This window comes from Flavobacterium frigidimaris (genome assembly GCF_002217275.1).
In the GTDB taxonomy this organism is placed as follows: domain Bacteria; phylum Bacteroidota; class Bacteroidia; order Flavobacteriales; family Flavobacteriaceae; genus Flavobacterium; species Flavobacterium aquidurense.
In genome coordinates, this window is the sequence record NZ_MUGV01000014.1 from 1 (window position 1) to 20,328 (window position 20,328).

A 20,328-nucleotide genomic window follows, 5' to 3' on the forward strand; every position below is an offset into this window, starting at 1 on the left:
AAAGAGTAAAGAGTAAAGAGGAAAAGAATTGAGTAAAAAAATAGAGGAACTACTTTTGGCAGTTCCTCTATTTTTTTAAATATATTTTTGCTCTTATACTATCTTCAACAATCTTTATTCTTTGCTCTTTACTCTTTGCTCTTGATTCTATTCTCTTTTTTCTAGAATAAAATAAAAAAGGCGGAATCTCTTCCGCCTTTTTTGCCCCAAATCTACCATAAACTTAACCTACTAATGTTATGGTTCAGTAAATGTATGGTAGCTATCTTTATATAAAAAACTTTTTAGACGAATGGTAAATATATCCGATTAAGTGTGTTAAATCTTCAATTCGCTATACTTCACTTTATTCCAATAAAAAAGGTGGAATTGCTTCCACCCTTTTTGCCCCAAATCTACCATAAACTTAACCTACTAATGTTATGGTTCTCCAAAAGTAATTTAGCTTTTCGGTTTTGCCAAACATATAGGATAAACGGCAAAAAAAACCGATGAAATGCATATTTTAACCTTTTGTTAATACTTTTAGTACGCTCTTGCGTCTTTTCCTTCGTAGAAATTCATAAAAGCACGGTTCACTACACGATTTCCTCCAGGGGTAGGATAATCTCCTGTAAAGTACCAGTCTCCCAAGTTTTTAGGACATGCAATATGTAAATCTTCTACTTTTTGGAATATTATTTTTACTTCAGCGTTAATTTCAGGTGAACTTAACATTTCTGCAATTTTATCTGAAATTTCTTCTGGTGTGAATTGATCGTAAATTGCCGTTACGTAATTTACCACATCAGTATCTAAAAAGTTCTCCTGGGCTTTACATTTAGCGTAAACTTCATCTACGACATGATATAGATTTCTTTCTTTTAATAAAGCCAGGGCTGCTCTAAAAGCAACAAGACCTTCCAGTTTTGCCATATCAATTCCGTAACAGTCAGGATAACGAATTTGCGGTGCCGAAGAAACAATTACAATACGTTTTGGTTTCAGTCGGTCCATCATTTTAATGATACTCATTTTTAATGTTGTACCGCGAACAATACTGTCATCAATAATAACTAAATTGTCAGTTGGTTTGATTACGCCGTAAGTAACGTCGTAAACGTGAGCAACTAAATCATCACGGCTACTGTCTTCTGTAATAAAGGTTCTCAGTTTAGCATCTTTAATAGCGACTTTTTCTGTACGGATTTTTACCGCCAATAACTCCTGAAGTGTTTCGGCTGTAAGTGTATTTCTGTTTTCTAAAATATAGTTGTTCTTTCTCTGATTTAAGAAATCCTGAGCCGCTTCTACCAAACCATAAAAGGATGTTTCGGCTGTATTCGGGATATAAGAGAAAACAGTATTATCTGTATCACTGTCAATTGATTCAAGAACTGCAGGTAAAATTAATTTTCCTAAATTTTTACGTTCCTGATAAATTTCAGCATCGCTTCCTCTAGAGAAATAAATTCTTTCAAAAGAACATGCTTTCTTAACAGTTGGCTCTAAAATTTGTTGCATTGAAACTTTTCCACTTTTCTTGATAATCAAAGCATGTCCGGGATCAATTTCCTGAACGCTTTCAAAAGGTACATTAAATACAGTTTGAATAACGGGTCTTTCAGAAGCTACAACTACTACTTCATCATCCTGATAATAATAAGCTGGACGAATTCCGGCAGGATCTCTAAATACAAAAGCATCACCATGACCTAATAATCCGGCCATTGCATAACCTCCATCTAAATTTTTTGCTGAACGTGCTAATATTTTTCCAATATCCAATCGGTCTGCAATTACAGGAGAAGCTTCTCTTTTAGAATAACCTTCAGTTTTGCAATCCTGGTAAAGCTGCATTACTTCTTTGTCCAAGAAGTGACCAATTTTTTCCATTACCGTAACAGTATCTGCCATTTCTTTTGGATGCTGTCCTAGCTCTACTAAATTTTCGAAAAGTTCCTTAACATTCGTCATGTTGAAGTTACCAGCCAATATCAAATTACGATGCATCCAGTTACTTTGACGTAAAAAGGGGTGTACACTTTCAATACTGTTTTTTCCGAAAGTTCCGTAACGAACGTGTCCTAAAAATAATTCTCCTACGTATGGAATTTCTGATTTTATTTTTTGAACGTCATCAGCAATTTCAGGTTTTGCAGTCAATTCTTCATTGATGCGATCGTTGATTTGTTTGAAAACGTCCTGAATTGGTTGTGCATGATTCGAACGAACTCTGCTAATATAGCGTTGTCCTGGCTCAACATCTAATTTGATGCTTGCAAATCCGGCACCATCCTGACCACGGTTGTGCTGCTTTTCCATCATCAGATACATTTTTTGTATCCCGTAAAAAGCAGTTCCGTATTTCTCTTTGTAATATTCAAGCGGTTTAAGAAGTCTAACTAAGGCTATACCACATTCGTGTTTTAAAGCGTCGCTCATTGTGTTTTGTATTTTGTGTTGTTGTAAGTTGTGTGTATTAACGTAATAAAAAAGCCCCGTTTTATCGAGGCTTTCGGGCATTATATTTCTATGTCAAACTGAGTTAACGACTTAAACTGCTGTAATCGAATCGCTACTTCTGCTTTGCTTACTGTTTGCATCCTTTCGGTTCCAAATTTCTCTACACAAAATGAAGCTAAATTTGATCCGTAAATAATGGCATTTTTCATATTGTTAAACGAAATGTTTTCGCTTTGTGTAATGAATCCTGAGAATCCACCTGCGAAAGTGTCTCCTGCTCCTGTTGGATCAAAAACATCTTCTAGTGGTAAAGCCGGTGCAAAGAATACTTCTCTGTTATGGAATAAAAGCGCTCCGTGTTCTCCTTTTTTGATCACCACATATTTTGGTCCCATTTCCTGGATTTTGTTCGCCGCTTTTACTAATGAGTATTCTCCTGAAAGTTGTCTTGCTTCTTCATCATTAATAGTAATAACGTCTACACGTTTAATTACGTCCAATAATTCAGGAAGAGCGCAGTCCATCCAAAAGTTCATAGTGTCTAAAACTACTAATTTTGGTTTTTTCTCCATTTGATCTAAAACACTGCTTTGTACTAACGGATGTAAGTTTCCTAACATCACAACATCAGCGTCTTTATAATTTTGAGGAACTTTTGGCTGAAAATCTGCCAAAACGTTTAGTTCAGTTATAAGAGTATCTCTAGAGTTTAGATCGTTGTGGTATAAACCGCTCCAGAAAAAGGTTTTTCCCCCTTTTACAATTTCGATACCAGAGATATCAATATTTTTTGAAGTTAAAAGATCTAAATGTTCTTGAGGGAAATCGTCACCAACTACAGAAACGATGGCCGATTGCAAGTTAAAAAAGGATGCTGATAAACCAATGTACGTTGCAGCACCACCTAATATTTTATCTGTTTTTCCGAAAGGAGTTTCAATTGCGTCGAAAGCAACCGTTCCAACAATCAATAATTTATTCATTTTATGAATTTCGAATTAGGGTGCAAAGATACTTCATAAGTTGCAATATTGCAACGGTTTAGGTTCTCAAAATTTTCATAAAAAAACAATATCGTTTGCGGGGCTAAAACTATTGTAAATGAGAGTATTATATTTCAATCTTTTAAAAGATTAAAATATGTTTTTTGGATTTAAAAAGCAACTACTATTTTGAAAAAGCTTCAGTTTTTTATTTTAGTTTTTTGAAGGAACAAGTTTTTCTTTCCCCACTTAAAAACACCAAAAAATGTAATGTTGTTGTTGTTTACTTTAAATATAATTAACCATGTTTTGTATGTGGCTTCTTCTATAACTGATACTTCTTATCAAAATAATTCTTTAATAATCCAATCTGAATCAGAATCATAAAAGGAACAACTAAAATCGCGTACATGATATTTTTAGAAAGATGAATTCCTGAAAATACAGCAGAGAATCTTTCTGTATACGATTTATCAATTCCCAGATTATATGGGGTTCCAGAAAAAAGTGATGCATAAATGGCCAGGCCGAGTAAGCTAAAACCAATAAAAATCCACGTAGATTTAGAAATCAAAGGTTTGTAAGCTTTGATTTTGCTTTTTTCAGCCACTAAAACCTGAGCCATTATTTTTGAAGTAAAGTCAAAAGATGGTACTTCCAAAGTATCTTCGGCCATCATTTTATCAATAAGATTTTTTATATTTTTATCTTCCTCTTTCATAACTCTCTACTATTTCTGGTTCTAATTGCTTTTTCAAAATTACGGCTAATTTCTGTCGGCTTCTAAATAACTTTACTTTGACATTGTTAGCATTGATATTCATAATTTTTCCGATTTCTTCTAAACTCTGATCTTCAAAATAAAATAAAGTTAGCAGGAAATTCTCATCACTGGGTAATAAATTCAAACAATTCTGAATCGTCTGCTTTCGTTCTTTATCTTCTAAAGCACTCAGGGCAGTATCCATTGTTTTAATTAAATGTGCCGAAAATTCATCTATCGATATATTATTGTCTTCTTTTTTATTTTTCTTCAAACGATCTAAACACGTATTATAAGCGATCTTATATATCCAGGTCGAAAATTTCGAATCGCCTTTAAACTTGTTCAATGAACTGTAAATTTTAATAAAAGTATCTTGTGCAACTTCTTCAGCTTCTTCTCTGTTTTTAACCATTTTGAGTGCCAATGTAAAAATCATATCCTTATAGCGATCCACCAGAACGGCAAACGCATTGGTTTCGCCCTGAAGAATTTTATCAATATAATGTTGATCACTGATTGTACTCATATTATATAGGACGACACGTTCTGTGTTTAGGTTACAAGAATTTTGAAATAAATTCCAAATTCCAATTTTCCGATAATACCTTAACCACAATATTGTCATTCCGGGGAACGTGGAATGACAATTATTATCGATATTTTTTGATTGAGTATTTTTAACTACAATAAAAATTACATACTCAAAATTAACTGATAATCAATAACTTTTGGGATTTCGAATTTATTTTTCGGAATTTATTTTAAAATTCTTGTAACCTGAATTTAAAAGCTGTCGTCATATGGAGTATCAATCAATTAAATAAAAAAATATGGGACCACAAATTTTAATACCAATTAGTCTTTTTGCAATGATCTTTGGGATTATCTATCTTTTTTACTCTACCAGAAACAGAGAGCGTATGGCTCTTATAGAAAAAGGTGTTGATGCCAGTATCTTTTTGAAAGGGGCTGGAAAAGGATCTTCTGCATGGAAAGTATTTGTTGTGAATCTGGCTTTCCTATTAATAGGAAGCGGAGTCGGAATTTTTCTGGCTTTATTAATTACAACTTATACTTCACTAGAAGATGATGCAGTTTATCCATCAATCATTTTCATCATGGCAGGTATTGGCTTATTGGCTGGATTTAAAACGGCAAAAGATTTAGATAAAGAGGAGTAAGATTTTTTAAGTTAGTATTTTAAAATTGAAAAACGTATCGGGAATATTTTCCTGGTGCGTTTTTTTATTCCATTTTTGAACCGATGGTTTCGTAATATTCATCAACAGAAAGATTCGGTTGCATAGAGGCCATAACAGCCAATTGATCACAGCGTTCGTTTTGAGGATGATTGTTATGGCCTTTAATCCATTTAAAATTGACCTGGTGTTTGCGGTAAACAATTAAAAAGCGTTTCCATAAATCGGCATTTTTTCTTCCGGCAAATTTCTTTTTTTCCCAGCCTAAAACCCATTTTTTCTCAACAGAATCGACAACATATTTAGAATCTGAAACAACCAAAACCTTCATATTCGGATTTTTTAGTTTCTCCAAACCAACAATTACAGCCAAAAGTTCCATCCTATTATTAGTGGTCAAACGAAAGCCTTCGTAAAATTCTTTCTTATGAGGTGTTCCAACCAATTCCATTACCACTCCATAACCACCGTTTCCGGGATTTCCTTTTGCAGCGCCATCTGTATATATATGTACTTCGTGATTCATTGTTGTTTTTTTTCACCACATAAGTGATATAAGTTCATTTTAAACTTTGTCTATTCACTCGGGTCAGTATAAAGTATATAAGATTATTTGAAGCTACTTATATTACTTTTAATTTAAAGTAAGATTTACTCCTACTATTATATTTACTTATATGACTTATATGGTTTATTTTTTTTTGGAATTTGGAATTTAATTTTTGGAATTTGAATCCTCTAGTACTGCCTGAATTATTTCCGGAAAATACTTTTGTTCCAGCTCGTGAATCTTTTCGGCCACGGTTTCCGGGGTATCGTCTTCTGTGAGGGCCACATTTTTCTGGAAAATGATACCGCCTTCGTCATAATTTTCATTTACATAATGAATGGAAATTCCGGTTTCTTTTTCCTTATTATTAACTATAGCTCTGTGTATGTGCATTCCGTACATTCCTTTGCCTCCATAATTAGGTAAAAGCGCAGGATGGATGTTGATTATTTTATTAGGATATTTCTCGATTATATTTTCTGGAAATTTCAATAGAAAACCAGCCAGAACTATCAGATCCGGGTCGATTTCTTGTATTTTTTGTAAGACATTTCGTTCTAAAAGTTCGTTTTTTGAGAAGATTTCGACCGGAATTTGATGATTTTTTGCTCTTTCGATCACTTTTGCGGAAGCGTTGTTGGTAAAAACCGAAACGACGGCTGCGATTTTTGTTTTAGCAAAATATTTTATAATGTTTTCAGCATTAGTTCCTGATCCTGAGGCAAAAACAATAATTTTTTTCATTTTTGATTTCGTTTTGAGAATGCAAAAAACGGAATAAAAATCGAAAATAAATAGTATTAAAAGGGCTTTCTTGAAATTAATTTTATAAATTAGTGTTACATTTATAAACTAAATCGTGGTTTTAAAATAAAGTTTTTTATTTTTGCCAACAAATTAAATTCTAAAATTAAAGATTATGTCAGACATTGCATCAAGAGTAAAAGCGATTATCGTAGACAAATTAGGTGTTGACGAAAACGAAGTTGTAACAGAAGCAAGCTTCACTAATGATTTAGGAGCTGACTCATTAGACACTGTTGAGCTTATTATGGAATTCGAAAAAGAATTTGATATTCAAATTCCAGACGATCAAGCAGAAAACATTGCTACTGTTGGTCAAGCTATTTCTTATATCGAGGAAGCTAAAAAATAATAATACCACACCCGGTTTCTAAAAATACCAATTTTTGAAATTCCAAATTCCAATTGGAATTTGACTTTTGATTTTTGTAATTTCTAAGGATCGGGTGTTATTATTTTTTTTAAAATTTAAATTTCGATTGATTTTCAATCAAAAAGATATATTTATATTGTAATGCCCATGGCTCTTAAGTAACAATAGTGTTAAGAAAGCGTGGGTTTTATTTGTTTAAAGTACAAAATACATATTTATGGCATTAAGGCGAGTTGTTGTAACAGGATTAGGTGCACTTACTCCTATCGGGAATAATATCCAGGATTATTGGAATGCACTTGTGAATGGGGTTAGCGGAGCCGCTCCTATCACATATTATGATACAGAGAAGCATAAAACGAAATTTGCCTGCGAAGTAAAAAACTTCAATATTGAAGACTACATGGATCGCAAAGAATCTCGTAGATTAGATAAATTTGCTCAATATGCTATTGCTGCCAGTGACGAAGCTATTAAAGATGCTGGTCTTACAAATGATAATATCGATAAAACAAGAGTTGGTGTTATCTGGGGAGCAGGAATTGGAGGTTTAGAAACTTTTCAGGAAGAAGTAATTTATTATGCTAAAGGTGACGGAACTCCAAAATTCAATCCGTTTTTTATACCTAAAATGATTGCCGATATCGCACCAGCACACATTTCGATGCGTAACGGTTATATGGGACCAAATTATACAACTGTTTCTGCATGTGCATCTTCTGCAAATGCATTAATTGATGCTTTTAACTACATTCGTTTAGGAATGTGTGATGTTATTGTATCGGGTGGTTCAGAAGCTGCTATTACCATCGCTGGTATGGGAGGTTTTAACTCTATGCACGCTTTGTCTACAAGAAATGAAAGTCCTGAAACAGCTTCAAGACCTTTTGATGCAACCAGAGATGGTTTCGTTTTAGGAGAAGGAGCGGGAGCTTTGGTTCTTGAAGATTATGAACATGCTAAAGCCAGAGGCGCAAAAATTTACTGTGAAATTGGTGGAGGCGGAATGTCATCTGATGCTTACCATTTAACGGCACCACATCCGGAAGGAATTGGCGTTATTGCAGTAATGAAAAATACACTAAGAGATGCTGGAATGAATCCGGAAGATGTTGATCATATCAATACACACGGAACTTCTACTCCGTTAGGAGATGTAGCCGAATTAAAAGCAATTAGTGCTGTTTTTGGTGATCATGCAAAAAATATCAATATCAATTCAACAAAATCAATGACAGGTCACTTACTTGGTGCTGCCGGAGCGATCGAAGCAATTGCTTCAATTCTGGCAATGCAACACAGTCTTGTTCCTCCAACGATTAATCATACAGTTGTTGATGAAAAGATTGATCCTGCATTGAACCTTACATTAAACAAACCTCAAAAAAGAGAAGTAAATGTTGCTATGAGTAACACTTTTGGTTTTGGGGGTCACAATGCTTGTGTGTTGTTTAAAAAATTAGTTGACTAATTTCTGTATATGAATATTATCAAAAAAATATTTTCTAAATCCCGTTCTCTAGAAGACGGGATTTTTTTTGACACTATTCAGAAAATACTTGGTTTTCCGCCGGCAAATATTGATTTTTATAAGAAAGCATTTACGCACCGATCTTCAAACAAACTTGACGAATCAGGAAATCCAATTAATTATGAACGACTTGAATTTTTAGGAGATGCTATGTTAAGCGCTGTAATTGCAGCTCACTTATTTAACAAAGCACCTAATGGCGACGAAGGTTATCTGACCAAAATGCGGTCTAAAATTGTAAGTCGTGAGCATTTGAATGAATTAGGTAAAGATTTAAATTTAGTGCGCTTTGTAGAGAGTAAAGTGCCTATTCAGCATTTTGGTGAAAATATTCATGGTAATATTTTTGAATCACTTGTTGGAGCTATTTATCTGGATAGAGGTTATGCTTTTTGTGAAAAATTTATACAAAAAAGAGTAGTTACCCCTTATGTCGACATTGCGCGATTGGAAGGGAAAGTAATTAGTTATAAAAGTTTGGTTATTGAATGGTGTCAGAAAGAAAAAAGGATCTTTCATTACGACATTTTTGAAGATAACGGTATTGACGGACAACGCCTGTTCGGTGTCAAATTAAGTATAGACGATAAAGTAATCGCAAGAGCGCGAGCAACTTCAAAAAAGAAAGCAGAAGAAAAAGCATCACAAAGAGCTTATTTTGCATTTCAGGAAAAAATAGATAAGAAATAACGACAAAAATACCGTTACTTTCTTAAAGCTATAACGTTTTCGTTTATAAATTAACAAAAACAACGACATCTTAACTATTGATGCTCCGTTAGAAATAGTATATTTACACCTTGATTTTTCATGATATGGCTATTCATAGATTGGATTTAGACGAATTTGACGAAATTGATTATTATTTAATGGCAATTCATACTTCCTTAGAAGATTATAGACTGGCCTATTTTATCAATAAAAACCTTCCGATCAACTTAAGTAAGAGCAAAAACGAGATCCATGCTCAGACTAAGGAAGGCGAAGCAAATTTTTCCAGATTTTATTATTATGATTCCGAAAAAGCCATCTCCTGGAATTTGATTCAGAATAAAAATGAAATCATTTCTGTGAGTACGAATGATTTCCAGAATTTGTTTTCTAATGAAACAAGTGAGGTTTCGACAACAATTCATTTACTTCCTGAATTCAAAAAAGTAGATTTTTTCCTGAAAATAGACAATAGCGATGAGGCTGTCGATTTTTCAGAAATTCAGCAACAATTAAATTCAATAGAAAGTATTGCAGCAATATATGCTGTCGATACCAACAAAATAAAATCAAAAAACAATCTAATTTTTTAAAAAAAATGTTAACAAACAAGAAAACCAAAATTGTTGCTACGCTAGGGCCTGCATGTAGTACGAGAGAGATTATCAAGGATATGATCGAAGCAGGGGTTAATGTGTTTAGAGTGAATTTTTCGCATGCTGATTACGAAGGAGTAAAAGATAAAATTAATATTATTAGAGACCTTAACGAAGAGTTTGGTTATACAACTGCAATCCTTGGAGACTTGCAGGGACCAAAACTTAGAGTTGGTGTGATGGAAGAAGGAACTGTAGTTCATGATGGTGATCTAATTACGTTTACAACTGCAGAAGATATTTTAGGAACTGCTTCTAAAGTATTCATGAAATATCAAAATTTCCCAAATGATGTTAATCCGGGCGAGCGTATTTTGCTTGATGACGGAAAACTTATTTTCGAAATTATTTCTACTGATAAAAAATCTGAAGTTGTTGCTAAGGTAATTCAGGGTGGAGAACTAAAATCTAAAAAAGGGGTTAACCTTCCAAATACAAAAATTTCATTACCGGCTTTAACTGAAAAAGATATTGCTGATGCTATTTTTGCAATTGAACAAAAAGTAGACTGGATCGCACTTTCGTTTGTAAAAACACCTCGCGATTTACAAGATTTACAAGAATTGATCGCTAAGCACTCGGATGTTAAAATTCCAATCGTTGCTAAAATTGAAATGCCTGAAGCTCTTGTAAACATCGATAAAATTATTGCCTATTGCGATGGTCTTATGGTGGCTCGTGGAGATTTAGGAGTTGAGCTTCCTGCACATGAAGTACCATTAGTTCAAAAAGATTTGATTCGCAGAGCTAAAACGGCGAGAATTCCGGTTATCGTTGCTACACAAATGATGGAAACAATGATTACAAGTTTGACTCCAACAAGAGCTGAAGTAAACGACGTTGCAAACTCTGTAATGGATGGAGCTGATGCTGTAATGTTGTCTGGAGAAACGGCTACAGGAAATTATCCGGTACAGGTTATCCAAAAAATGACTCAAATTTGTGAGGCTGTTGAGGATTCTCCGCTTATCCAGGTTCCACAAAACACACCACAAATTAAAACAAAACGTTTTGTTACTAAAACCGTTTGTCACCAGGCAGCTTTATTAGCCAATGAAATCAAAGCAAAAGCAATTTGTACTTTAACAAATAGTGGTTATACAGCTTTCCAAATTTCGGCTTGGAGACCGTCTTCTCATATTTTGGTGTTTACTTCAAACAAAAGAATCTTGACACAATTGAATTTATTATGGGGAGTTAAATCATACTTCTACGATAAAGACGAAAGTACAGATGATACTGTAACAGATGTTAACGAAATCGCAAAACAAAAAGGTTATGTTGTAAAAGGAGATTATTTGATCAACCTTGCAGCAATGCCAATTAAAGATAAAGGAATGGTTAATACCATGAGAGTTTCTGAAATAGAATAGTTTTAAACTACCAATAGTAAAAGCCGTCAAAATATTTTGACGGCTTTTTTTTGCCCAAATTTTTCTCTTTTTATTAAAATTGTTGACGCAAGACAGCTCGTTAAGTAAACGTATTAAATAGGTATTTTCTGTACTACTCCCTATTAATGTTCAATGTATTAACATAAACAGTAAACATTTGTCACTTCAATGAACAATTCTGACGTAAAATTGTTGTGTTTTTGAATAATTCTACAAAAAAGACTTCCTAAAAGAAGAATTTTATACTAAAAGCCCCATTTTTTTTAAATAGATTTTAAGATCTAACTTCCTCTTTTCATGTTTTTTAGATGGTTCATTTTATAAAATGAAACAACATGGAGCAAAATAAAATGTTTTTAACGTTTCATTTTATAAAATGAAACAATGTCAGGCCTTATAAATACTATAGTTCGGTTTTTTATTAGTTAATTTTGAGAAACTTAAAAAAAAGTTAAGAAGAAAATTGTTTCAAATTCGCCCCGGAAGAAAAAAATTAAAATTTGAAACATGTTCATGAGAGGAGGAAATATTCTTATTGAAAAAATGAAATAATACGCTTTATATATTCTATACGCATATCATTTATACAAAGAACTATTAACAAATTTTATTACCATGAAACAAGTTAGACTAAAATGTGTTTTTAAAAATGCAATACTGCTTTCCGCATTTGCATGCTTAACGATACAAGTGAATGCTCAAAGTACGAAAAAGCCCAATGTTCTTATACTTTGGGGAGATGATATTGGAACCACTAATATAAGTGCTTACAGTGACGGAGTAATGGGATACACAACTCCTAATATTGATCGTTTGGCAAACGAAGGCTTACGTTTTTTGCATTATTATGGAGAGCAAAGCTGTACCGCCGGGCGTGCTGCTTTATTAACAGGACAACATGGCCTTAGAACCGGTCTTACAAAAGTAGGTTTTCCGGGAGCACCTATGGGAATGAGTCAATTAGATCCCTCTATTGGCGGAATCATGAAAAATTTGGGTTATACGACAGGACAATTTGGTAAAAATCACGTTGGTGATCGTAACGAAAGTTTACCTACTGTAAATGGTTTTGACGAATTTTTCGGAAATCTGTATCACTTAAATGCTGAAGAAGAACCAGAATTGCCTGATTATCCAAAAGATCCTGAATATTTGAAAAGATTTGGTCCTAGAGGAGTATTAAAATGTGCTGCAACAAATTCAGATGATGCAACCACAGATCCTCGATTTGGAAGAGTTGGAAAACAAAGGATAGAAGATACAGGTCCTCTTACTAAAAAGAGAATGGAAACAATAGATGACGAAACTTCTGCAGCAGCTATTGATTTTATCAAAAGACAAAATGCAGCAGGAAAGCCATTTTTCTGTTGGTTTAATGCTACACGTATGCACCTTCGTACACACGTTAGAGCTGAACACAGAGGAAGATATACTCATGGAGATAGTGAATATATAGACGGTATGATAGAGCATGACGAAACGATAGGAAGTATTTTAAAAGCATTAGATGAGTTAGGAATCGCTGATAATACTATTGTAATTTATTCTACAGATAACGGCCCTCACATGAATACATGGCCTGATGCAGCTATGACACCTTACCGTTCTGAGAAAAATACGAATTGGGAAGGCGCTTTCCGTGTACCGTGTATTATACGCTGGCCGGGCGTAATTAAACCAGGACAAGTTACAACTGAATTAATGAGTCATAATGACTGGATGCCAACTTTAGCATCAATTGCAGGAGAACCTGATTTAGTGAATAAACTTTTAAAAGGGTATACTGCCAATGGAAAAAATTACAAGGTTCATTTAGATGGTTTTGATCAGAGTAACTTTTTACGTGGCAAAACTCAAAAAAGTGCCAGAGATAAATTCTTCTATACAGATGATGATGGCTTATTGGTTGGTTTGAGAGAAGGCGATTATAAATATGTTTTTGCAGAACAACGTTTGGAAGGTACAATGGGAGTTTGGGCAGAGCCTTTTACTAAACTTCGATTACAAAAAATATTCAATTTGTACCAGGATCCTTTTGAAAGAGCTGACATCACTTCGAACAGTTTTTGGGAATGGCAGTTGAATCACGTTCAGCTAATGTATGGCGCAATACAAGATGTAGTAGTATTTGCAGAAACATTCAAGGATTATCCACCAAGATCAATTCCGCCAAGTTTCTCGGCTTATACCATTATGGAAGAGGCAATGAAAGATATTAAAGCACAGAAATATATTGAGAAAAATGTTCTTCCTAAACTAAAAGAGGATGAAGCAGCAGATGCAAAAAAGAAAAAATAATTAAACCTTTAAAGAAACAGGATTTTAAATAGTCCTGTTTCTTTTTACTTAAATAGTATCATTATGTATAAAAAAATATATGTATTGCCCCTGTTTCTATTATTATTGGTTTCTTGCAAAAAAACGGATACTGTTACGACTACCACTTCAAAAGATAGTACAACAACGGTTGCAACAAGCGGTGATCCTTTACCAAGCTGGAATGATGGAACTTTGAAGAAAGAAATCATAGATTACGTTACTAAAGTAACTAAAGAAGGAGGTCCTGATTTTATTCCGGTTGAAAGCAGAATTGCAACGTTTGACAATGACGGAACATTATGGGCTGAAAAACCATTAGTTCAGGAATTATTTGCTTTTTACAGAGTTAAAAAAATGATTGAAGCAAATCCCACTTTGGCTCAAAAACAGCCTTTTAAAGCGGTTGTAGAAAAAGACAAAACTTATTTTGAAAAAGGAGGTGAAAAAGCCTTAATCGAATTGGTTGCTGCAACACATACCGGTATGACCGAAGATGAATTTGAAGCAACTGCAAAAGAGTTTTTTGCTGGTGCCCAATATCCTGGTAAAAATGTTCCGATAAAACAAATCAGATACCAACCTCAATTGGAGCTTTTAAATTATTTGCGTGCAAATGGTTTCAAAACTTTCATTGTGTCGGGTGGTACAATTGAATTGATGAGAGCAATATCAGCAGATTTCTACGGAATCCCAAAAGAGCAAGTTGTTGGAACTTCTTTTAAATACTCTTTTGATGACGCAGCGAATAGTATCAAAAGAGAGCCTGCTTTGGATTTATTCGATGATAAAGCAGGGAAACCAGTCGCAATACAATTGCATATTGGTCAAAGACCTGTTTTTGCGTGTGGAAATGAAGGCGGAGCCGGAGATCTTGCGATGCTACGATATTCTTCAGGAAGCAAATACCCCTCTTTTCAAATGATCGTAAATCATAACGATTCTATCAGAGAATACAGTTATCAGGAAAAAGATAATTTATCCTTAAATACTGCTGCCAAGTACAAGTATCATGTCATCAGTATGAAAGACGATTGGAAGAAAATATTTCCGGACAACTAATTAGAATTTGAAGTAAAAACAGATTTTCTGTCATAAAATTTTAGAATTAAAGATTGTATAATTTATCCAGAACACCGTATGAAAGCAAATTTTAGATCAATTAAACCAGCCAGTCTAGTGAAGACTTTTGGCTTGCTTTTTTGTCTCTTTATAGCCACTATTGGTTATGCGCAAAAAAGCCCGAACATTATTATTTTATTATCGGATGATACCGGATGGGGAGATTTAGGTCCTTATGGTGGTGGTGAAGGTCGTGGAGCAGCAACTCCAAATATAGATAAAATGGCAAAAGAGGGAATGCAATTCTGGTCTTTTTACGGACAGCCAAGTTGTACGCCTGGTAGAGCGGCCTTAATTACAGGAAGAATTCCAAATCGTAGTGGTATGACAACAGTTGCCTTCCCTGGAGATGGAGGCGGTTTGCCAAAAGCCGAATGGACATTGGCTTCTATATTAAAACGTAAAAACTACAACACCTTTTTTGCCGGAAAATGGCATCTTGGTGAAGAAGATTATTCAATGCCAATTGCACAAGGTTTTGATGTTATGAAAAACGTCACGTTATATCACTTAAATGCATATACCTATACTGATCCGGAGTGGAATGCTGATATGCCGGAAGATATCAGAGCGCAATGGGTAAAAGGAACTAAAGGAGCTTTAGAAGGTGAAGCTGGAAAACCATACAGAGAAGTTAGAAAAATAGATGGAAAAGTTATTCCGTTTCTGGATCAATATACAGAGGAAGAATCTATCAAATGGCTTAAAGAAAATGGTAAAAAAGGAGATAAACCATTTTTTATGGAAATTTCTTTTGCAAAAAACCACCAACCAAACTTGCCACATCCTGATTTTGTTAATAAATCAGCTGGAAAGAACAAATATGCTGATTGTATCGTAGAATTGGATACAAGAATCGGACGTATTATGGATGAAGTTCGTAACATGGGAATTGCGGAAAACACTTTAATTATTTATACTGTAGATAATGGTACCTGGCAAGATGTTTACCCTGATTGTGGATATACTCCATTTAGAGGAACAAAAGGAACAGACCGCGAAGGTGGAAGCCGTATTCCAACACTGGCATGGTGGCCTGGAAAAATTAAACCAGGAGTGCAAAATCATGATATTTTAGGAACACTTGATTTCATGGCAACATTTGCAGCTTTATCAGGACAAGAGTTACCTACGGTAGACAGAGAAGGCAAGCCAACTATTTTTGATAGTTATGATATGTCGCCGGTTTTATTTGGAACTGGTAAATCAAAACGAACAATGTGGTTTTATTTTACAGAAGATGAATTATTACCGGGAGCTATAAGAATTGGAAAATTTAAAGCGGTATTTAATTTACGTGGTGATAACGGAATGGCTACAGGTGGTCTGTCAGTAGACTCTAATTTAGGTTGGAAGGGAGCTAGCAGTTATGTTGCTACAGTACCTCAAATTTATGATTTATGGGCAGATCCGCAAGAACGCTACGATTTATTCATGAACAACTTTACAGAGAAAACCTGGTTTTTGCCAACTGTTCAGAACATTATTGGGGAATTTGCTAAAACATATGAAAAATACCCACCTCATGTAGTACAAAGTAACCTGTATCCTGGTCCAATTACTATTGATAATTATTTGAAGCTTAGAGAGGCACAGGAGAAATTAAAATCCCTATCAACTGCTAAAAGAAGTGGTGGCGGGTGATAATTAATTGGATAAAAATAAAAAAAGAAACAACTTTTCAACTTATAAAAGTTGTTTCTTTTTGATTTTAAGTTAAGTAAAAATCTTTTAAAAGAAAATAAACATGAAACTTCCAAAGTATTCGATTTCAATTCAATCTTTTTTTATTGCATTTATTTTTCTTTTAAATTTTAGCGCATTTGCACAAGAACAGCCCGATAAACCAGGAGCAAGTGCACAGGAATTAGCAGATAAATTAGCCAATCCGGTTGCTAGTCTGATCAGCGTGCCTTTACAAAACAATCTTAATTATGGTATTGGACCTTACAACGGTTCAAAATACACCATAAACATACAACCCGTTGTTCCTTTTAAACTAAGCGACAATCTTAATTTAATCACGCGATATATTCTTCCAGTTGTAGACCAAACCGATATTACAGGCGAAAACACTCATGAATTTGGCTTAAGCGATGCTACCGTAACCGCGTTTTTTGCTCCTAAAACAAAGGGACTTATTTTGGGAATTGGCCCTGCTTTTTTGGTGCCAACTGCTACAGAAAAAGTTTTAGGAACAGAAAAATTTGGAATTGGTCCCAGCGTTTTAGTTATGCATCAGGGTAAAGGACTTTCTGTAGGTTTTCTGGCTAATCAAATTTGGTCAGTGGCAGGAAATGAAGACCGTGCTGATGTGAATCAGTTTTACACACAAATCTTTATGTCACATAGTTATAAAAGCGGTGCCAGTTTAGGTGTCAATGCCGAAATAACGCAAAACTGGGCAGGAAATACTACTATGATTTCCTTAAATCCATCAATTGGGGGTATTACTAAATTTGGAAGTCAGGTAGTTCAATTTAATGTTCAGCCGCTAATACCAATTGTTGGACCACATGAAATGAGACCTAATTGGGGATTGAGAGCTGTTGTAGCTTTTGTATTTCCAGGTTAATAATATCAATTTTTAAACTTAAAATTATTATGATGAAAAAATCACTTCTTATTTTGGTTGTCCTATCGTTATTTGTTAGCTGTAAAAAAGAAACAACAACGACAACTGAAACTTCTACAACTGAAAGTAGTACAGTTCCAACAGATAAAGATATTGTTGATGCTTATACTTATTTGTATGGCAGATATCTGGTGATTCAACAAGAAAATTATGATATCAATGTTGAAAAAGTCGGCTATAATAAAATCAAATATAATCCGCTAGGTACGGCTCAATTTGTGAATCCAAATTTGGATGTCGCTTATTTGGAAGCATGGATTGCAGTTGATAAAGACCATGCTGTTATTCTGAATGTTCCAAAAATTGAAGGACGTTATTATACCGCAGAATTATTAGACGGTTGGGGAGAAGTAATTGTGAATATCAACAATCGTAATTTTCCTAAAACACCTTATGGAAAATTTGCTTTAGTGCTGAAAGGAACAAATCCAACGATTCCTGCTGATGCTGTAAAAATTGAATTACCGTCTGAAAAAGCAAAAATGCTGGCTCGTGTTGAATTAAAAGGAACACCAGATATTGCTCAAAAACTACAAAAGCAATTTACGTTCACGGTTCCTGACGGAATTAAAATTGCACCTCCGTTGACTATTCCTGAGTTTACTCCAAAAGCACCAATTGGAGGAGAAATTTTTGATAAAGTAGAAGAAGTGGCAGCTTCCTATCCTGACGTTATGCCAAAGGCAAAAGAATATCAGGATAAAGCAATAGCAATAGAAAAATATCGTAAAACAGATGATAAAGCTAAAGCGCATGTAGATGAAGTTGTAAAAACACAGGCAATTCCAGGATTTCTAGCCGGAGCAAAAGGTTTCGGTACTCAAAAAGGAGGCTGGTCAGTATCTTATGCAGCAGGTAATTTTGGTGATGATATTCTGGCTCGCGATATTATAAATTATGGTGGTTTATGGGCTAATCGAAAAGAAGAAGCCGTGTATTTTATTGGTTTAATAGACAGTAAAAATCAGCCTTTAAGTGGCGATAAAGTATATGAAATCAGATTTCCAAAAGACGCTCTGCCAGGTACAGCGGTTGATGCATTTTGGTCCACAACTTTATATAGTGTTCCAGATTACAGAGTAGTAGACAATAAATTAAAACGCTATAATCTGAATAATGTTTCCGGTCTAAAGAAAAATCCTGACGGTTCTTTAAGTATATGGTTGGCTTCCTCATTACCTAAAGGAGCAATTGAAAGCAACTGGCTGCCAACACCAGCAGGAAAAGGTTTTTCTCTTAATTTCCGCACCTATGTTCCAAAAAAAATTGTTCAGGATGGGCAATGGTTTCCTGCTCCAATTGAAGAAAAAAAGTAACAAAACGTAATGACCAAAAACAATATTATGAAAAATAAATGTCTTGTAATTTTAGCTTCAGTCTCTTTATTATTAAGCGTTGGCTGTAAAAAAGAAACCACTATAAGAGAAACTTCAGGTAATGATGTTGCTGCTGAAGATTCTTCAGCAGTTAAAACAGGTATTCCTGCTGGTCCAGCCGCCAATACAATAATGACAGAAGAATATGTGAAGCATATTGGTGCATTGGCTTTTTTATGGGGGTGGCCAATGGTGAACATTCATAACAGAAAAGTAATGTTTGAAAAACTTCCGGAACCAAGTTATGAAGGAGGAATTGTACCATTGAGTCCGCCAAATCAATTGTGTATGCTGACAGACTATATTCAACCAGGTGAAAGAGAAGTGGCTTGTCCGAATCAGGATGTAGTTTACGGATTTGGTATAACAGATTTTACTAAAGATGCATTAGTGGTTCAGGTTCCGGACTTTGGAGACCGTTTTTGGGTGTATCAGGTATGTAATCAACGAACTGATGGATACGCCGGTTTAGGAAAAATGTACGGAACAAAACCGGGATTTTATTTGTTAACGGGACCAAAATGGAATGGAAAAGTACCGGATGGAATTACAGGAGTTTTTAAATGCGATACTGATTTAGGAATTGTAATTCCGCGTGTTTTCCAAACGGATGATCCTGCAGATAAAAAATCGATTCAACCCTTAATTCAAAAAATAGTAATGTATCCGCTAAGTCAGTTTGATGGAAAAGAAAAAACGAAAGACTGGACAAAAATACCTGTTTTACAGTCACCTGAAAAAGAAGGAAATGAAGAAACAAAGTGGGTAAAACCAGAAGTTTATTTTGACGAATTGCCGGCTATTTTAAAAGAAGTTCCGCCACTTCCGGGTGAAGAAGCTATTTATGGACAAATACAATCCGTTTTGGCAGCTGCCCAAAAAGATCCGAAAATAAAAGCGATCTTAAAACAGGCCGCTATAGATGCTGACCAAAAATTGATCACGCCTTTATTTCAATTTTCGAATGTTGGTTACCCATTAAAAGACAATTGGACAACACAAGGAAACGGAGCGCAATTTGGATTGGATTATTTAACAAGAACTGCTTGCGCCAAAGCCAATATTTTTGTGAATAAACCTAATGAAACCAAGTATTTCTATCAGGATAAAGATGCTTCGGGGCAAAGATTACATGGGAACAGCAAATACACGGTAACTTTTGCCAAAGGCGAAGTTCCTCCTGTAAAAGGATTTTGGTCACTTACCTTATACAACCAATATCATTTCTTTTCTCCAAATTCAGTTAACCGATTTTCTTTAGGAACCAAGAATAAAAATCTTAAGTATAATGCTGATGGTTCATTGACACTTTATGTTCAAAACACACCCCCATCAGAGGATAAAATGAGCAACTGGCTGCCTGCTCCAAAAGAAACATTTTCGCTATATGTAAGATGTTATTGGCCGGAAGATCGTGTAATTAAAGGAAATTGGACACCGCCAGCTGTATTACAAGTTAAATAATAA

18 protein-coding genes are annotated in these 20,328 nt (G+C 34.6%); 12 read left to right on the plus strand and 6 right to left on the minus strand.

The window, feature by feature from the left end:
* Positions 1–525: 525 nt before the first annotated feature.
* The 4 genes from B0A65_RS07415 to B0A65_RS07430 form a co-directional block, all read right to left on the minus strand.
* The gene (locus B0A65_RS07415; RefSeq protein WP_074660289.1) at positions 526–2,424 is read right to left on the minus strand and encodes an amidophosphoribosyltransferase; all 1,899 of its coding nucleotides are present in this window, start codon (positions 2,422–2,424) and stop codon (positions 526–528) included.
* Between the two features lie 80 nt (positions 2,425–2,504).
* Complete coding sequence (locus tag B0A65_RS07420) at positions 2,505–3,428, minus strand: PfkB family carbohydrate kinase (RefSeq protein ID WP_074660024.1); 924 nt, start codon at positions 3,426–3,428, stop codon at positions 2,505–2,507.
* Positions 3,429–3,753: 325 nt separating this feature from the next.
* On the minus strand, positions 3,754–4,149 hold the full coding sequence (locus B0A65_RS07425; RefSeq protein WP_074660023.1) for a hypothetical protein: 396 nt from the start codon (positions 4,147–4,149) through the stop codon (positions 3,754–3,756).
* On the minus strand, positions 4,133–4,720 hold the full coding sequence (locus B0A65_RS07430) for an RNA polymerase sigma factor (protein WP_074660022.1): 588 nt from the start codon (positions 4,718–4,720) through the stop codon (positions 4,133–4,135). The genes B0A65_RS07425 and B0A65_RS07430 overlap by 17 nt, the downstream gene beginning before the upstream one ends.
* 304 nt (positions 4,721–5,024) lie before the next feature.
* On the opposite strand from B0A65_RS07430, the gene B0A65_RS07435 reads away from it, so the two are divergent.
* Positions 5,025–5,375, plus strand: coding sequence for a DUF6249 domain-containing protein (locus tag B0A65_RS07435; RefSeq protein WP_074660021.1), 351 nt, complete (start codon positions 5,025–5,027; stop codon positions 5,373–5,375).
* A gap of 64 nt (positions 5,376–5,439) precedes the next feature.
* On the opposite strand, the gene rnhA is transcribed toward B0A65_RS07435, so the two are convergent.
* Positions 5,440–5,919 carry a ribonuclease HI gene (rnhA, locus tag B0A65_RS07440; protein WP_074660020.1) on the minus strand — a complete coding sequence of 160 codons (480 nt, stop codon included), beginning with the start codon at positions 5,917–5,919 and terminating at the stop codon, positions 5,440–5,442.
* Positions 5,920–6,108: 189 nt separating this feature from the next.
* Complete coding sequence (gene purN, locus B0A65_RS07445; RefSeq protein WP_074660019.1) at positions 6,109–6,687, minus strand: phosphoribosylglycinamide formyltransferase; 579 nt, start codon at positions 6,685–6,687, stop codon at positions 6,109–6,111.
* Between the two features lie 175 nt (positions 6,688–6,862).
* On the opposite strand from purN, the gene B0A65_RS07450 reads away from it, so the two are divergent.
* From B0A65_RS07450 to B0A65_RS07500, 11 genes are all read left to right on the plus strand, one after another.
* The gene (locus tag B0A65_RS07450) at positions 6,863–7,099 is read left to right on the plus strand and encodes an acyl carrier protein (protein ID WP_007137004.1); all 237 of its coding nucleotides are present in this window, start codon (positions 6,863–6,865) and stop codon (positions 7,097–7,099) included.
* Positions 7,100–7,337: 238 nt separating this feature from the next.
* Entirely contained in the window at positions 7,338–8,591 is a 1,254-nt protein-coding gene (fabF, locus tag B0A65_RS07455; protein WP_072970135.1) for a beta-ketoacyl-ACP synthase II, read from the plus strand.
* A gap of 9 nt (positions 8,592–8,600) precedes the next feature.
* On the plus strand, positions 8,601–9,341 hold the full coding sequence (gene rnc / locus B0A65_RS07460) for a ribonuclease III (protein ID WP_074660018.1): 741 nt from the start codon (positions 8,601–8,603) through the stop codon (positions 9,339–9,341).
* Positions 9,342–9,466: 125 nt separating this feature from the next.
* Positions 9,467–9,955, plus strand: coding sequence for an IPExxxVDY family protein (locus B0A65_RS07465; protein ID WP_026982519.1), 489 nt, complete (start codon positions 9,467–9,469; stop codon positions 9,953–9,955).
* Between the two features lie 5 nt (positions 9,956–9,960).
* Positions 9,961–11,391 (plus strand): pyruvate kinase, encoded by a 1,431-nt coding sequence (gene pyk, locus B0A65_RS07470; RefSeq protein ID WP_074660017.1) that lies wholly within the window; start codon positions 9,961–9,963, stop codon positions 11,389–11,391.
* Positions 11,392–12,027: 636 nt separating this feature from the next.
* Positions 12,028–13,710, plus strand: a complete 1,683-nt coding sequence (locus tag B0A65_RS07475; RefSeq protein WP_074660016.1) for an arylsulfatase — start codon at positions 12,028–12,030, stop codon at positions 13,708–13,710.
* Between the two features lie 63 nt (positions 13,711–13,773).
* Positions 13,774–14,790, plus strand: a complete 1,017-nt coding sequence (locus tag B0A65_RS07480; RefSeq protein ID WP_074660015.1) for an HAD family hydrolase — start codon at positions 13,774–13,776, stop codon at positions 14,788–14,790.
* Between the two features lie 78 nt (positions 14,791–14,868).
* Positions 14,869–16,494, plus strand: a complete 1,626-nt coding sequence (locus B0A65_RS07485) for an arylsulfatase (protein WP_083370445.1) — start codon at positions 14,869–14,871, stop codon at positions 16,492–16,494.
* 103 nt (positions 16,495–16,597) lie between these two features.
* Positions 16,598–17,425 carry a hypothetical protein gene (locus B0A65_RS07490; protein WP_074660014.1) on the plus strand — a complete coding sequence of 276 codons (828 nt, stop codon included), beginning with the start codon at positions 16,598–16,600 and terminating at the stop codon, positions 17,423–17,425.
* Between the two features lie 32 nt (positions 17,426–17,457).
* Positions 17,458–18,801 (plus strand): DUF1214 domain-containing protein, encoded by a 1,344-nt coding sequence (locus B0A65_RS07495; protein ID WP_083370444.1) that lies wholly within the window; start codon positions 17,458–17,460, stop codon positions 18,799–18,801.
* Between the two features lie 27 nt (positions 18,802–18,828).
* Positions 18,829–20,325 carry a DUF1254 domain-containing protein gene (locus B0A65_RS07500; protein WP_074660286.1) on the plus strand — a complete coding sequence of 499 codons (1,497 nt, stop codon included), beginning with the start codon at positions 18,829–18,831 and terminating at the stop codon, positions 20,323–20,325.
* Positions 20,326–20,328 lie beyond the last annotated feature (3 nt).